We start from the raw sequence: 14,087 nt of genomic DNA, 5'->3' as shown, positions 1-14,087 counted from the left end.
TTTTCAAGTTATTTGCAAATTAATGGATGATATATACAAGTTTATGAAGTAGTAATACTTGTTTTATTTCTCTTTGTTGTAAATAGTAATCAGGAGAGACAGCATGGTTAAGGCAGTTCCTATACCGGCTACACCGGCCCAGCCCCACGCTTGCCAACAACTGCCGGCGAGGAAAGTCCCCAATGAACCGCCTATGAAGTAGGTCGTCATGAAAATTGTGTTTACCCGGTTGGACGCTGAAGGGCAAATATCGAATATGCTGGTTTGATTACTGAGCTGGATACACTGCATGCCGATGTCAATCAGTACAACGCCCGCGATGATACCTGCGTAGGTGCTGCCGCAGAAATAGAGTGAAGCCCATGCCAGCAGGATTAGCCCGCAGCCTATGAAGTTGAAGTTACGTATTCCGACCTTCTTCACATATTTTCCTACGAAGGATGCGGTTAATGCACCGGCTATTCCGCACAGTCCCAAAATTCCGATAACATCACTGTTGGCATAAAAGGGGGCTTCTCCCATTTTGAAAGCGAGGCACGACCACATTGCGAGGAAAGAGCCGAATGCAACGCCTGCGCGTATGGAGTAGATGCGTAAGGCCGGATAATCTTTGATAAGGGAAAACAAGGATTTCATCAGGTCGCTGTACTTTCCCTGAAATGTAGGCCGTATATCCGGCAGCACTTTCAGTACGGCAATGGCACATAACAGCATCATGCCTGCTGCGATGAAATACATTTCGCGCCATCCCAATACTTCGCCGACAAAGCCGCTGATAACGCGTGAGGCGAGTATGCCGGTGAGCAGACCGGATATGACAACGCCTACGTTACGCCCTTTATTCTCCGGACGGGAGAATTGCGAGGCTATCGGTACGAAGATTTGCGGTATCATGGAGCAGACGCCGGTAACGAACGATGCTCCCCATATAACGTATATGTTGGGCGCGGCGGCTATGGCGATGAGTGAAAATATCAGTAGAGTGAAGTTCGTCAGAATAATCTTCTTCCGGTGGTACAGGTCGCCTAACGGTACAATGAACAGCAAGCCGAGGGCATAACCTATTTGCGTTATCATGGCAATGAGGTTGGTCTTGAATTCTGATACGCCCAACTCGTGACGTATTACGTTCAGCAAGGGCTGGTTGTAGTACAAATTGGCTACTGAGATACCTGCTACGATAGCAAGCGTCCAAAGTATACGTGCCGGTAATCCACCGTTTTCTTTTAATTCTGTTTTCATGCAGCAAAGATAGGAAAAAGCGGGAGAATTTGAATATCATTCTGCCTTTCATGATTTGGAGAGCGGGTTTTTAGGGAAGTTCCCAGGGTGGAACTTAAAGTACCATCAAGTGAAACTGTCTGTTCCACCGTATGAAAACTATTCGTTTCAACCGTTGAAACATATTGTTCTTCACTGGCGAACACTTTGTTTCGCTATGCGGAACTTTTTGTTTTCATGCCTTGAAACAAAGTGTTCAAATGCATAAAAAACACTTTGTTCCATAAGATGGGCAGGGGTATGAAACAAAAGTCCCCATAACCGTAAAGTTATAGGGACTTAAATAATGCGTTATGTAATTAAATTACTTGCTGAGTGCCTGAGCCACGTCAACCGCGCAAGCTACCGTACATCCTACCATCGGATTGTTACCGATACCGAGGAAGCCCATCATTTCCACGTGAGCGGGAACGGATGAAGAACCGGCGAACTGAGCGTCTGAGTGCATACGGCCCATCGTGTCGGTCATACCGTAAGAAGCAGGACCGGCAGCCATGTTGTCCGGGTGAAGCGTACGACCTGTACCACCGCCTGATGCTACTGAGAAGTAAGGCTTACCGGCAAGAACGCGTTCTTTCTTGTAAGTACCTGCAACAGGATGTTGGAAACGGGTCGGGTTGGTAGAGTTACCTGTGATGGATACATCTACGCCTTCTTTCCACATGATGGCTACACCTTCGCGAACGTCGTCGGCGCCATAGCATTTTACTTTGGCACGGGGACCGTCGCTGTATGCGATTTCACGAACTACTTTCAGTTCACCCGTATAGTAGTCGAATTGAGTTTGAACATAAGTAAAACCGTTGATACGGGAGATGATTTGTGCGGCATCCTTACCCAAACCGTTCAGGATACAACGCAGAGGCTCTTTACGTACCTTGTCGGCCTTAGCGGCGATTTTGATTGCGCCTTCTGCGGCAGCGAATGATTCGTGACCGGCCAGGAAAGCGAAGCACTTGGTTTCTTCGCGGAGCAACATGGCGGCCAGGTTACCGTGACCGATACCTACTTTACGGTCGTCAGCCACAGAGCCCGGAATACAGAATGCCTGCAAACCGATACCGATGGCTTCGGCAGCATCGGCAGCATTCTTGCAGCCCTTCTTGATGGCGATGGCGCAACCTACGACATAAGCCCATTTCGCATTCTCGAAACAGATGGGCTGAGTTTCTTCACACGTCTTATAAGGATCGAGTCCGGCAGCTTCGCAGATGGCGTTGGCTTCCTCGATGTCTTTGATGCCGTTAGCGTTCAAGGCTTCGATGATACCTTTGATACGACGGTCTTGACTTTCAAATTTTACTTCTCTAATCATAGTTTCTTTCCTCCTTATATTATTCGTGACGTGGATCAATGTGTTTAACAGCTCCCTGTTCGGCAGTGAAGCGTCCGTAAGTACCGGTAACTTTCTTCAATGCTTCGTTGGCATCGGTACCTTTCTTGATTTCATCCATGAATTTACCCATGTGAACGAATTCGTATCCGCAGATTTCGTCGTTTTTGTCAAGAGCGATAGTCTTGATATAACCTTCTGCCATTTCCAGGTAACGGGGACCCTTTGCCAAAGTACCGTACAAAGTACCTACCTGGCTACGCAAACCTTTACCTAAGTCTTCCAAACCGGCACCGATAATCAAACCGCCTTCAGAGAAAGCAGACTGAGTACGTCCGTAAACGATTTGCAGGAAGAGTTCGCGCATTGCTGTATTGATAGCGTCGCAAACGAGGTCGGTATTCAATGCTTCGAGTACTGTCTTGCCCGGAAGGATTTCAGCTGCCATGGCTGCTGAGTGAGTCATACCGGAGCAACCGATTGTTTCAACCAATGCTTCCTGGATGATACCCTCTTTTACGTTCAATGTCAGTTTACAAGCGCCTTGCTGAGGAGCACACCAACCTACACCATGTGTCAGACCTGAAATATCAACTATTTCTTTTGATTTTACCCATTTGCCTTCTTCGGGTATGGGAGCCGGTCCGTGGTTAGGACCTTTCTTTACAACACACATGTGTTCCACTTCGTGTGAATAAGTCATAATTAGCTCTTTTTTAAGTTATAATTAAAAAAAACGTAGTTCTATGTTTTATTAAACGGTCACAAAGGTAGTCGTTTTCTTGGTTTCTGCCAACCGTTCAATTTGACTTTTTTATTAAAAATAGGTAATAATAAGTTGTAACTCTGTGGAATGTAAAGTGGACTTTGCAGTTTTTGTATTAACTTTGTAGCCTAATCCAATACATATTATTATGGTAGAAGTTACTGATACCGCTCTGCAACAGGCTGCGGGCGAAGGAATGGATGCTTTCATCCAAGTATTTACAGATACATATAAGGAAGTAATAGGCGGCGGGCTGACCGCTGAAACGATGCCTCTGCTTACGGGAGAGCAGCATTCGTTGCTGGCGTATCAGATATTCCGTGACGAACTCATGGAAGGAGGCTTCTGCCAGTTGATACAAAACGGGTACGGCGGCTATATTTTCGCTAATCCGTTTGCCAAAGTTATGCGTTTGTGGGGGGTGGGCGATTTAAGTAAGCTGGTGTATGCCGCCAAGAAGATATATGATGCCCATCGTGAAGATTTGGAACGTGAGCGTACCGACGACGAATTTATGGCTATGTACGAACAGTATGAGGCTTTTGATGAACTGGAAGATGAGTTTCTGGAAAAAGAAGAGGAATATACGGCATTGGTTGCCAGTTATGTAGATGAACATTTGGATTTATTTGCGAAAATAATAAAGTAACGGTTGCAGTATTTTTTAAGTTGCTGCATTTACATTATGTGAATTGAATTTTATATCTTTGCAAACTCTAAAAAATAATGTTTATGAAACAATTGAAATTCTTAATGGTTGCCTTTACCTTATTAATGGGTGTTTCTCTGACTTCGTGCCTTAGTGATGATGCGGGCGAAAGCATGTATGACGGAATAGGATATGTACGCACCGTAATGGGAACCTATTTTATTGATCCTAACGGGAATACATATTATCCTACATCATCTTCCGTGGTAGAAATGGAGGCGCAGGGATTTAAGATGTCGGAAGCGGATTTAGCTTATATTGCCTTTAAATATGTAGAAGATACCCCTACTACTAAAGCGGACGCCAATACTACTCCGAAAACTTTTCGTATAAAGTTAGTCAGTGCGGCTGCTGTGGATTCTTATCAAACGAAGGAAGCGGCTTCCATAGAAGATATGGAGACAATGGTGCCTGAAAATGCTCCTATTGTTACTTTAGAACCGACAGATAACTATGGGCAGACTTATAAGCCATGGATGTACGGTACGGAGATGCTGGTTTTACCGGTTTCCTGGAAAATGGAGAACAAAGAAGAAATGCTGAAACAGCATACTTTGAGTTTGGTATATATCGATAGCGATGAAGCGGAAAGCGGTACGGAACTCGTCTTTTATCTGAGACACGATAAGGGTACCGATACGAAAACAGATGTTTTTGCCGTTAGAAATAAAGCTTATAATATAAAAAATATCATGGACGACTTTAAAGATAAAAACGGTAGTTATCCTACAACAATAATTGTTAAGGCAAAAACGGATGTAGACGGTGCCACTTTACCGGAAAATTATACGGATTATTCTATTTCGTTGAATTGGAGTACACAATCTAAAAGTAACTAATTGAATTACAAAGAACTATTTCATATAGCAATGCAACTGATTTCCTCTCCGGCACGTGCCTGGGAGGAAATTCGTTTGGAAGAGGATAGGCGAAAAGTGTTTACGGCTTTTGTCTATCCTATGATTGGTTTATGCGGATTATCCGTCTTTATCGGCTCTTTGGTAGCTAAGGGGTGGGGCGGGCCGCAAAGTTTTCAATATGCCATGACGCAATGTTGCGCGGTGGCGGTATCCTTGTTCGGAGGATATTTCTTGGCGGCCTATCTCATCAATGGGTTGCGTGTCCGTATGTTTGCCATGGGCAATGATATCCCTTTGGTGCAACAGTTTGCCGGCTATGCGCTGGTAGTGCCTTTTCTGCTGAAAATCATAATCGGCATATTGCCCGATTTCAGTATCATAGCCCTGTTGCTTCAGTTTTATATTGTATATGTGGTGTGGGAAGGAAGCGCTATTCTGATGAAAATAGCGGAAAAAGACCGTTTGAGGTTCACCATTCTTTCTTCCATTTTGTTAATAGCTTGTCCGGCAGTGATAGAATTCGTATTCAATAAACTGACGGTAGTGCTGAACTGATTGATTTTATGAAACAAGCTCCTGTAAATATTAAGAATAAACGTGCTACATTCGATTACGAGTTGGTAGATACCTATACTGCGGGCATTGTGCTCACCGGTACGGAGATTAAATCTATCCGTTTGGGAAAGGCGAGCCTGGTGGATACGTTCTGCTACTTTGCCAATGGTGAACTATGGGTGAAGAATATGCATATCGCCGAATATTTTTATGGTTCGTACAATAACCATAATGCACGCAGGGAGCGCAAACTGCTGTTGACAAAGAAAGAACTGGATAAGTTGCAGCGCGGTTCGAAGGACCCCGGTTTTACCATGATACCCGTCCGTATGTTCATCAATGAAAAAGGATTGGCAAAGGTAGTAGTTGCTCTTGCAAAGGGTAAGAAACAATATGACAAGCGCGAGGCTTTGAAGGAAAAAGATGATAAACGCGATATGGCGCGTATGTTCAAGAGATAATTATGGCTTCTATTGAAACGCTGGTGCGTGAGCGCATCCTTGTTTTGGATGGTGCTATGGGCACCATGATACAACAATACAACTTGACGGAGGAAGATTTCCGCGGAGAACGTTTTGTGCAGATTCCCGGACAGTTGAAAGGCAATAATGATATACTTTGCTTGACACGTCCGGATGTAATACAGGATATTCACCGTAAATATCTTGTAGCGGGTGCAGACATTATCGAAACCAATACGTTTAGTTCTACAAGTGTCAGCATGGCCGATTATCACGTACAGGAATATGTGCGTGAGATAAATCTTGCTGCCGTGAGACTGGCGCGTGAAGTTGCCGATGAGTTTACGGCTTTAACTCCCGATAAACCGCGATTTGTGGCAGGCTCCATCGGGCCTACCAACAAAACTTGCTCCATGAGCCCGGATGTCAACAATCCTGCTTTTCGTGCATTGACCTACGATGAACTGGCTGCCGCTTATCGCGAACAGATGGAGGCGATGCTCGAAGCCGGTGTAGATGCGTTGCTGATTGAAACCATATTCGATACATTGAATGCCAAGGCTGCGATATACGCTGCGGAGCAGGCGATGGAGGCTATCGGCGTCCGGGTGCCGTTAATGCTTTCTGTAACGGTTTCCGACATAGGCGGACGTACTTTGTCCGGACAGACGCTGGAAGCATTTCTGGCTTCGGTGCAGCATGCGGATATTTTTTCTGTCGGGCTTAACTGTTCTTTCGGGGCTCGTCAATTGAAACCCTTTTTGGAGCAATTAGCCGCTCGCGCCCCTTATTATATCAGTGCCTATCCTAATGCGGGATTGCCTAACAGCCTGGGTACGTACGACCAAACTCCGGCCGAAATGGCGGATGAGATTAGGGAGTATGTCCACGAAGGGCTGGTAAATATAATAGGCGGTTGTTGCGGTACAACGGATGAATATATAGCTGCATACTCGTCTTTGATAGCAGGAGCCGTGCCGCATATACCGGCTTCGGTGCCCGATAATCTTTGGCTTTCCGGTTTGGAGTTGCTGGAGGTAAAACCCGAAAATAACTTTATCAACGTGGGCGAGCGTTGCAACGTTGCCGGCTCACGCAAGTTTCTGCGCTTAATCAATGAGAAGAAGTATGATGAAGCGCTGAGTATCGCCCGTCAGCAGGTAGAAGACGGAGCGCAGATTATCGACATAAATATGGACGACGGTTTGCTGGATGCGGAAAAGGAAATGACCACTTTCCTCAATCTGATAGCTTCCGAGCCGGAAATAGCCCGTGTTCCTGTAATGATAGACTCTTCCAAGTGGGATGTGATAGTCGCAGGGTTAAAATGTGCGCAGGGAAAGTCCATTGTCAATTCCATATCCTTGAAAGAGGGCGAGGAGAAGTTTCTTGAACATGCCCGCACTATAAAACGGTATGGTGCTGCTGCGGTCGTAATGGCTTTTGATGAACAAGGGCAGGCGGATACGTATGAACGCAGAATTGAAGTGTGCGAACGTGCTTATCGTCTGTTGGTAGATAAGGTCGGTTTCAATCCGCAGGATATAATTTTTGACCCGAATGTACTTGCTGTGGCTACGGGTATGGACGAGCATAATAATTATGCGGTCGATTTTATCCGCGCTACCGGTTGGATACGGAAGAATCTGTCGGGCGCTCATGTCAGCGGTGGAGTTAGCAATCTTTCGTTTTCATTTCGGGGTAATAATTATATTCGTGAAGCGATGCATGCGGTGTTCCTTTATCATGCCATTCGCGAGGGAATGGATATGGGCATCGTAAACCCTGCCACTTCCGTACTCTACACCGATATACCCGTTGATATACTGGAACGCATCGAAGATGTCGTCCTCAATCGTCGCCCGGATGCCGCCGAACGGTTGATTGAGACTGCCGAACGCTTGAAAGCCGAGGCGGAAGCCGCCAAGAGCTCTCTTTCTGACGGTCGTTCCCAGCTTCCAGCTCCCAACTCTCAGCTTGCCTGGCGTGAAGATACCGTAGAGGAGCGTTTGAAGTACGCTTTGACAAAAGGTATAGGGGACTATTTGGAAGAAGACCTTGCCGAAGCCTTGAAAGTCTATCCCAAAGCTGTGGATATTATTGAAGGTCCGTTAATGGCCGGAATGAACCATGTTGGCGATTTGTTCGGTGCAGGTAAGATGTTCCTTCCGCAAGTGGTTAAGACGGCGCGTACCATGAAGAAAGCGGTGGCCGTTCTTCAGCCTGTCATTGAATCGGAGAAGCAGGAAGGAGCTGCCTCTGCCGGTAGGGTACTGCTTGCTACGGTGAAAGGCGATGTGCACGACATTGGAAAAAATATTGTTTCCGTGGTAATGGCTTGTAACGGATATGAGATAATCGACCTGGGGGTAATGGTTCCTGCTGAAACGATTGTGCAGCGAGCCATAGAGGAAAAGGTTAATATGATTGGACTGAGCGGTCTTATCACTCCTTCGCTGGATGAAATGGTGCACGTTGCCATTGAGCTGGAGAAGGCGGGACTTGATATACCGTTGTTGATAGGTGGCGCCACTACCTCTCCTTTGCACACGGCATTAAAGATTGCTCCTGTTTATCATGCTCCGGTTATCCATCTGAAAGATGCTTCGCAGAATGCGACGGTAGCAGCCCGTTTGATGAATCCTACTCAAAAGGAAGAGTTGGTTAAGAAGCTTTCTAACGAATATCAGCGGTTGCGCGAGAAAAATCAGGAGAAGCAGCTTGAAACAGTCTCTCTCGAAGAGGCAAAAGCCAATCGGCTGAAATTATTTTGAGGTTTTCACCGCAGGGGAAGCTGCATTGTAATCTATTCTCAGGCGGAAGAATAAACTGTTATGTCTAAGAAACGCTGTACTTCCGTTTATCCTTTGCTGTGAATCAGCTTTTTATCTTTTTCTTATATTGTTCAAACCTTGCCGTTATATCCCGAACGAAGTTGTAAGTTTCTATACCGCGGAAATAACCATTCTTACAAACCGGGTCTGTGAAGTATTCCTCGTTACTTTTCAAGAGGATAAAGTTCTCCACATTATCCCGCCATACGTATTTATTCTTGCCGTATTTTTCGGCTAATGCCATGGCATCGAACACGTGTCCGATACCGGAGTTATACGACGCCAGGACAAAATTTATCCGTTCTTCTTGGGGAATTGCCGAGAAGCTCTTGGTGGTAGCGGCGATATATTTCGTAGCAGCCTTGATACTCTCTTCCGCGTCTTGCTCCTTTCCAGGGGGAAGCCCCATGGCACGGGCGGTGGCGGGCATCAACTGCATCAATCCTTTTGCACCCGCCCACGAAACGGCGGTAGTATCGAAGTTGGATTCCGTATAGGCCAGCGATGCCAGCAAACGCCAATCCCAATTGATGTCGGGTGCGTATTTCTTAAAAAGATGGTCAAAATGAGATATTTTTCCTTCCCGCAGAGACAGGATAGGAGAGTGCGGAATGGCTTTACTGATTTCAAAATACCGCTTCATACTTGCTGTATAAGCCGGCGATGTCATGTTCTCCTCATGCCATTTATCGGCGGCTTCCGCAAGCTGCGGACAATCTTTGCGTACGGCCCACGAAGCCCGTTGGTCGAAACTGATGGACAGTCCGATATTCAGGTTGGGATAGTAGGTGGTGTTGAGACGGGCTACATCATTGTCCGCTACGGTATACGGTATCTTACCTTGCGAAACCTGCATAATCAGGTCTTCTATCGTGATGCTGTCATTACTTACCTTGTGGATGTGGATGCCGCCACCCAGTTCTTTGTCCAGATTGACAAGGCGCTCATAGTACTTTCCGGGTTTTACGTATACATCCTTTCCGATGAGTTCCGTTACGTCTTTCAACGGTTTGGTACGTCCGCCTGCACGTTGTACAATGACTTGATGGGTAATCACTTCCTCACCGCAATATATCAGACTGTCTTTCCATTCTTTGGTGATGGGCAGGTTATAGGCTATGAGGTCGCCTTCGCCTGCAAGAAGCTTTTCAATCAGGTCATGTACGCTTCCGGCCACTTTAATCGTCAGCTTGACGCCGAGACTTTTGGCAAACTGTTCGCTCAATTCATATTGAAAACCCATGTCCTGACCGCGATAGATAAAGTAGGACGTGGAGCTGTATAAAGTCAATACCACCAGTTCTCCGCTGTCTTTTATCTGCTGCAAATCTCCTATTTCCTCTTGTTCTTTTACCGCATTATGATTGCCGCGGCATCCCATAACGCTGCAAAGCAATATGATTGCAATCAGCAATTGGCAATGGAGAGCTGACAATTTACGCTTGGCTGGGGAAGTATGCTCGGCCATATCTGCAGAATCGGTTGTTTATAAATGCTTTTTGATATACATCGTAAGAATATCAATCGCTATCCGGTTGTTTCCGCCTTCCGGTATGATAAGATCGGCGTATCGCTTGCTGGGTTCTATAAACTGCAGATGCATGGGTTTCAGAATACGGGTGTAACGTTCCATCACAGCCTCGGCCGTACGTCCGCGTTCGATGACGTCGCGCTGAATGACACGGATGAGGCGTTCGTCCGGATCTGCGTCTACAAAAATCTTGAGGTCCATCATGCTGCGCAGCTTTTTGTCGCATAAGGCGAGGATGCCTTCAATAATGACGACTTGTCTCGGCTCGATATGGATTGTTTCAGGCTGACGGGTGCAGGTCAGATAGGAGTAGGTGGGTTGCTCGATGCTTTCACCCTCATGCAACATGGATACGTGCTTGGACAAAAGTCCCCAGTCGAAAGCGTCCGGGTGGTCGAAATTAATATTCTGCCGCTCTTCTACGGGCACATGACTGCTGTCTTTGTAGTAAGAGTCCTGAGGTAATAATACCACTTCACCAGCCGGCAGGCTTTCAACAATTTTACGTACGACGGTGGTCTTTCCCGACCCGGTTCCGCCTGCAATTCCTATTATTAACATCCGTTTAAGTGTATATTTGAAACAAAACGAGTATTTTTGCGGTTTTAAAAAAGCAACCGTTTCAATTGACAAATATAGATATAAATCATTTAAATAACAAAGTTATGGTAAAGCATATTGTATTATTTAAGCTGAAAGACGAAGCCCCCGCTGACGAAAAGTTAGCTGCGATGAATAATTTTAAGAAAGCCATTGAAGCGCTTCCTGCTAAAATATCCGTTATACGTAAGATTGAAGTCGGATTGAACGTCAATCCTGCCGAGACTTGGAGCATCGCCCTTTACAGCGAATTCGATACGTTGGACGATGTGAAATTCTACGCTGCGCATCCCGACCATGTAGCTGCCGGCAAACTCATTGCCGGGGTTAAAGAGAGCCGCGCTTGCGTAGACTATGAAGTATAAATTAAAAAACAGAAAGAAAATCAAATGAAGAAAAGTATATTCTCCATTCTTCTGCTGCTCTTCACCGTGGTGGTGCAGGCGCAGATACAAGAACCTGTCAAGTTTAAGTCGGAATTAAAGACTTTACAGGCGGGTGAAGCAGAGGTCGTATTTACCGGAACTATTGATAAAGGCTGGCATGTGTACTCGACGGATTTGGGTGACGGCGGCCCTATCTCGGCAACATTCAATGTCGAGGAGATTACCGGTGCGGAGCTTGTCGGCAAGCTGAAACCGGTAGGAAAAGAGATTGCCGCATTCGACAAGCTGTTTGAAATGAAAGTGCGCTATTTTGCAAATTCGGTTCAGTTTGTACAGAAATTGAAGCTGACCGGCGGCACATATAAGGTAGAAGGTTATCTGGAATATGGCGCATGTAATGACGAAAACTGTTTGCCGCCTACACAGGTACCGTTCAAGTTCTCGGGTAAGGCGGAAGGCATAGCCGTTAAAGAACCGGCAACAGATGCAACAACCGATACCCGGTCTGCGCAAAAGGACGCTTCTTCCGAAACCGCTCGAGCCGCAGATACGGCTGTTATTGGCGGGGCTGAAGGAACTACCGGAATAAATGTTTCCGATAATGGAACCATAGACCTTTGGAAGCCGGTTATCAATGAACTGAAAGCATTGGGCGAAACTACTTCGCAGGAAGATATGTCCTGGATTTATATCTTTATCACCGGATTTGTCGGCGGACTGTTGGCTTTGTTTACGCCTTGCGTATGGCCTATTATCCCGATGACCGTCAGTTTCTTCCTGAAACGCAGTAAAGATAAGAAGAAAGGTATTCGAGATGCCTGGACGTACGGCGCATCTATCGTAGTGATTTATGTGGGGTTAGGATTATTGGTTACCGGACTTTTCGGCGCTAATGCATTGAACTCGCTATCAACGAATGCCGTCTTCAACATCTTCTTCTTCCTGATGCTGGTGGTTTTCGCGGCTTCTTTCTTCGGAGCTTTTGAAATAACGCTTCCTTCCAAGTGGAGCAATGCGGTAGATTCTAAAGCGGAAAAGACCGGCGGCTTGCTTAGTATATTCTTAATGGCATTTACGCTGTCATTGGTATCATTCTCATGCACAGGTCCTATTATCGGTTTCTTGTTGGTGCAAGTGTCCACTACCGGCAATATGATAGCTCCGGCTATCGGGATGCTTGGGTTTGCCATCGCTTTGGCATTGCCGTTCACTTTGTTTGCACTGTTCCCGTCTTGGTTGAAGTCGATGCCCAAATCAGGCGGTTGGATGAATGTAATCAAGGTGACGCTCGGATTCCTGGAATTGGCGTTTGCACTGAAGTTCCTTTCCGTGGCGGATTTGGCGTACGGATGGCGCATACTCGACCGTGAAACGTTCCTTGCCTTGTGGATTGTGTTATTTGCTTTGCTTGGCTTCTATCTGTTGGGTAAAATCAAGTTCCCGCACGATGATGACGATACAAAGGTCAGTGTGCCCCGTTTCTTTATGGCATTGGCTTCATTGGCATTTGCCGTATATATGCTTCCCGGTTTGTGGGGAGCGCCGTTGAAGGCTGTCAGCGCTTTCGCGCCGCCTATGCAGACACAGGACTTCAATCTTTATAATAATGAAGTACATGCCAAGTTTGATGATTATGACCTCGGTATGGAGTATGCCCGTCAGCATGGCAAACCTGTTATGCTGGACTTTACCGGTTACGGTTGTGTGAACTGTCGTAAAATGGAGCTTGCCGTATGGACAGACCCGAAAGTCAGTGATATTATCAATAACGACTATGTACTTATAACACTCTATGTAGATAATAAAACTCCGCTTCCCTCACCGGTGAAAATCGTGGAGAACGGAACGGAACGTACATTGCGTACGGTGGGTGATAAGTGGAGCTACTTGCAACGCGTTAAGTTCGGCGCAAATGCGCAGCCTTTCTATGTGTTGATTAACAATGAGGGGGAACCGTTGAACAAGTCGTATTCATACGATGAAAGTATTCCGAAATACATCGAGTTCTTGCAGACGGGATTGGAAAATTATAGAAAAGAAAAATAATAGACTGAATCGAAGAAAGGATGCTGTATAAGCGTCCTTTTTTCATAATCCTTTTTTTTATTTATGAAACACATTATCGACATTGACACTTGGGAACGTCGCGACAATTACGGTTTCTTCCGTACATTTTTAAATTCATGGTATTCGGTAACGACCGAAATAGATTGTACGGAGGCCAGTACTGCGGCAAAACAATCAAAACACTCTTTTTTTCTTTATTACTTGTATGCGGTTCTTCGTTCGGCCAACGAAGTGAACGAACTCCGTTATCGCATAGACAAGGACGGACAGGTAATTTTTCATGACCGGGTTGATATCATTTCCCCAATTGCGGTTCCGGGAAAGACTTTTTATACGGTTCGTATCCCTTATCACGAAGACTTCAAACGTTTTTATGCCGAAGCGTATGCTCTGATTACTAATATCCCCGAAGACGGTGACCCTTACGGTGCGGAAAAAACACTGATGCAGCAAGGCGATTACGATGTGGTGCATTTGAGTGCGGTGCCTAAGATGTACTTTACGTCGACTACTTATACCGTTGCCGAAGCCGGTAACGGTTGTAGCCATCCGCTAATGACCGCCGGTAAGGTGGTGCCCCGTGGAGAACGTCTGGTCTTTCCGCTTTCCATATATGTGAATCACGCTTTTGTAGATGGTTCGCATCTGGCTTCCTTTTTTGAAAAGATAGAGAAGTACTTGAAAGAAATCTCACACGAGTAAAT

13 protein-coding genes are annotated in these 14,087 nt (G+C 45.9%); 8 read left to right on the top strand and 5 right to left on the bottom strand.

Going from position 1 to position 14,087, the window contains the following annotated elements:
• Positions 1-63: 63 nt before the first annotated feature.
• The 3 genes from BUB52_RS13145 to BUB52_RS13135 form a co-directional block, all read right to left on the bottom strand.
• Entirely contained in the window at positions 64-1,242 is a 1,179-nt protein-coding gene (locus BUB52_RS13145; RefSeq protein WP_009120480.1) for an MFS transporter, read from the bottom strand.
• Positions 1,243-1,585: 343 nt separating this feature from the next.
• Positions 1,586-2,596 (bottom strand): GGGtGRT protein, encoded by a 1,011-nt coding sequence (locus BUB52_RS13140; RefSeq protein ID WP_004290316.1) that lies wholly within the window; start codon positions 2,594-2,596, stop codon positions 1,586-1,588.
• Between the two features lie 19 nt (positions 2,597-2,615).
• Positions 2,616-3,317, bottom strand: coding sequence for an iron-sulfur cluster assembly scaffold protein (locus BUB52_RS13135; protein ID WP_004290317.1), 702 nt, complete (start codon positions 3,315-3,317; stop codon positions 2,616-2,618).
• Between the two features lie 211 nt (positions 3,318-3,528).
• Between BUB52_RS13135 and BUB52_RS13130 the strand changes: the two genes are divergently transcribed.
• The 5 genes from BUB52_RS13130 to metH all read left to right on the top strand — a co-directional run bounded on the left by BUB52_RS13130 (position 3,529) and on the right by metH (position 8,739).
• Positions 3,529-4,029, top strand: coding sequence for a DMP19 family protein (locus tag BUB52_RS13130; RefSeq protein WP_009120482.1), 501 nt, complete (start codon positions 3,529-3,531; stop codon positions 4,027-4,029).
• Between the two features lie 83 nt (positions 4,030-4,112).
• Positions 4,113-4,928, top strand: coding sequence for a hypothetical protein (locus BUB52_RS13125; RefSeq protein WP_254302430.1), 816 nt, complete (start codon positions 4,113-4,115; stop codon positions 4,926-4,928).
• Positions 4,929-5,504: a Yip1 family protein gene (locus BUB52_RS13120; RefSeq protein ID WP_009120484.1), complete on the top strand. Its 576-nt coding sequence runs from the start codon at positions 4,929-4,931 to the stop codon at positions 5,502-5,504. It abuts the gene before it with no gap.
• A gap of 8 nt (positions 5,505-5,512) precedes the next feature.
• Positions 5,513-5,965, top strand: coding sequence for an SsrA-binding protein (smpB, locus tag BUB52_RS13115; RefSeq protein ID WP_009120485.1), 453 nt, complete (start codon positions 5,513-5,515; stop codon positions 5,963-5,965).
• 2 nt (positions 5,966-5,967) lie between these two features.
• Positions 5,968-8,739 (top strand): methionine synthase, encoded by a 2,772-nt coding sequence (metH, locus tag BUB52_RS13110; RefSeq protein WP_009120486.1) that lies wholly within the window; start codon positions 5,968-5,970, stop codon positions 8,737-8,739.
• Between the two features lie 103 nt (positions 8,740-8,842).
• Here metH and BUB52_RS13105 read toward each other — a convergent pair whose 3' ends face one another.
• Both BUB52_RS13105 and udk read right to left on the bottom strand, forming a co-directional pair.
• Positions 8,843-10,180, bottom strand: coding sequence for an MltF family protein (locus BUB52_RS13105; protein WP_039950177.1), 1,338 nt, complete (start codon positions 10,178-10,180; stop codon positions 8,843-8,845).
• Positions 10,181-10,285: 105 nt separating this feature from the next.
• Positions 10,286-10,891, bottom strand: a complete 606-nt coding sequence (udk, locus tag BUB52_RS13100) for a uridine kinase (protein ID WP_009120488.1) — start codon at positions 10,889-10,891, stop codon at positions 10,286-10,288.
• A 104-nt stretch (positions 10,892-10,995) separates the two neighbouring features.
• Here udk and BUB52_RS15790 point away from each other — a divergent pair, with 104 nt between their 5' ends.
• The 3 genes from BUB52_RS15790 (at position 10,996) to BUB52_RS13090 (ending at position 14,085) form a co-directional block, all read left to right on the top strand.
• On the top strand, positions 10,996-11,295 hold the full coding sequence (locus BUB52_RS15790) for a Dabb family protein (protein ID WP_009120489.1): 300 nt from the start codon (positions 10,996-10,998) through the stop codon (positions 11,293-11,295).
• A gap of 24 nt (positions 11,296-11,319) precedes the next feature.
• Entirely contained in the window at positions 11,320-13,362 is a 2,043-nt protein-coding gene (locus BUB52_RS13095) for a protein-disulfide reductase DsbD family protein (protein WP_009120490.1), read from the top strand.
• 63 nt (positions 13,363-13,425) lie between these two features.
• Positions 13,426-14,085: a chloramphenicol acetyltransferase gene (locus tag BUB52_RS13090; RefSeq protein WP_009120491.1), complete on the top strand. Its 660-nt coding sequence runs from the start codon at positions 13,426-13,428 to the stop codon at positions 14,083-14,085.
• Positions 14,086-14,087: the final 2 nt, after the last annotated feature.

It is taken from the genome of Bacteroides clarus YIT 12056, from assembly GCF_900129655.1.
GTDB lineage: Bacteria > Bacteroidota > Bacteroidia > Bacteroidales > Bacteroidaceae > Bacteroides > Bacteroides clarus.
Note: the sequence above shows the minus strand (reverse complement) of the source record. Positions and strands in the feature narration are given on the sequence as shown.